Raw genomic sequence first — 1,650 nt, forward strand, 5'->3', positions numbered from 1 at the left:
GTCCTGGCGGCACCGCCGGACGGCCGCCGGCCCCGACCGTCACCCGCGGCTCCCGGCCGTCGCGGGCCGGGCCGCGTCCAGGAGCCGGCCCATGTGGTCGGCGGCCGACGCGATCTCGGCGACGGTGAGGTCGTTGAGGAAGCACACCGCGCCGATCCGGGTCAGGACCGGCAGGTTCTGCCTGCCGTCCCGGTGCCGGACGGTGTCGGCGAGCGCCTCGGTCAGCAGGTCGACGTCGCAGAACAGCGGGTGCGAGGGGCTGAGGCCGAGCCCGACCGCGGCTGCGGTGATCCGGTCGAGGTCGGCGCCGTCGATCAGACCGCGCTGCGCGGCCAGGACCGCGGAGAAGACGCAGTCCATCGCCACCGCCTCGCCGTGCAGCAGTTCGGGCAGGGCGCGCATCTCCACCAGGGGCGAGAAGGAGTGCCCGTAGTCGACGCTGCGCCGCAGGTCCTTCTCCCAGAGGTTGGGCTGGAGCTCCTCCGCCATGCCGGCGATGGCGCGGCCGATGACCTCGTCCGCGACGCCGGCCGGCAGCGGGCCGGTCGCCTCCCCGTCCTGGAAGCGGGCCGCGATCAGGTCCGCGCCGTACTCCTCCACGAGCTCGAAGAGCCGGAGGTCCTTGATCAGGGCCATCTTGAAGATCTCGCCCATGCCGTTGCGGATCTGACGGTGCGGGACGGTCGCGAGGAACCCGCGGTCGATGAGCGTGCGCGGCGGCGGGCTGTAGCTGCCCAGCCGGTTGCGGTAGCCGCCGAAGTTGATGCCGGTCTTCGCCGCCACGCTGACGTCGACCTGGCCGAGCAGGGTGGTGGGGACCCGGATGTACGGGATGCCGCGCCGGTACAGGCTGGCGGCGAGCCCCACGACGTCGGCGAGCACGCCGCCGCCGATCACGATCGGCGGGCTGCTCAGCCGGTTGGTGCCGACCTCGTTGAGCTTGGCGACGACGTCCAGCACGTTGCCGATGGACTTGCTCCGCTCGTCACCCGGCATGGCCAGGTACGCGACGGGCACGCGGTTGGCGTCGAAGTAGGCGCGGATGCGCTCGCCGTACAGGTCGGAGACCGAGTGGTCCAGGACCACCAGACGGGTCTCCGTGCTGGTGCCGCCGCCGGGCAGGCTGAGCAGCTCCGGGTTCGCCGGGTCGAGCAGGTCCGGCGTTTCGACGATCTCGTAGGCGACGGGCAGCTGGGTCTGAATCGTCCAGCGCAGGGGTACACGGGGCTTGGTTGCTGAGTTCAAGACCTGATCCTCGACTTTGGGACGGAGCGATGCAGGCCGCCAATCCTTTACGGCACGCGAGGGCTCGCCGAACGCCGCACCGATCGGGGGGGCATCGCTTCAGGGAAGTGAGAATGTCGCAGGCAGGGCAACACTGGCCGGCCTCGCCGAACGGGCCGACACACCGGGGGTTACGCCCGGGGTCGGGGGATCTCCAGCCGTTCAAGCAGTGAAATCACGGTAGCCATATGACGAGCCGTCAAGCAAGAAGGCAGAAGTGGATCGCGGGATTCCGGCCACCCCTCCGGCACCCCCACCCCACCCCGCGACGCCACCCGGACCCGCGACGACCTGCCCCGACCCGGCCCCGACCCGCACCTGGAAGGCCGGACTCCGCACGCACCGGGCGCGGAGTGTGACGCAGAT

The 1,650-nt window shown here is 71.3% G+C and carries 1 protein-coding gene; it reads right to left on the reverse strand.

The window, feature by feature from the left end; genetic code table 11:
* Nucleotides 1-39: 39 nt before the first annotated feature.
* Nucleotides 40-1,245, reverse strand: coding sequence for a sedoheptulose 7-phosphate cyclase (locus ABZW03_RS40655; RefSeq protein WP_355269880.1), 1,206 nt, complete (start codon nt 1,243-1,245; stop codon nt 40-42).
* Nucleotides 1,246-1,650 lie beyond the last annotated feature (405 nt).

It is taken from the genome of Kitasatospora sp. NPDC004799, assembly GCF_040609095.1.
Taxonomy (GTDB): Bacteria; Actinomycetota; Actinomycetes; order Streptomycetales; family Streptomycetaceae; genus Kitasatospora.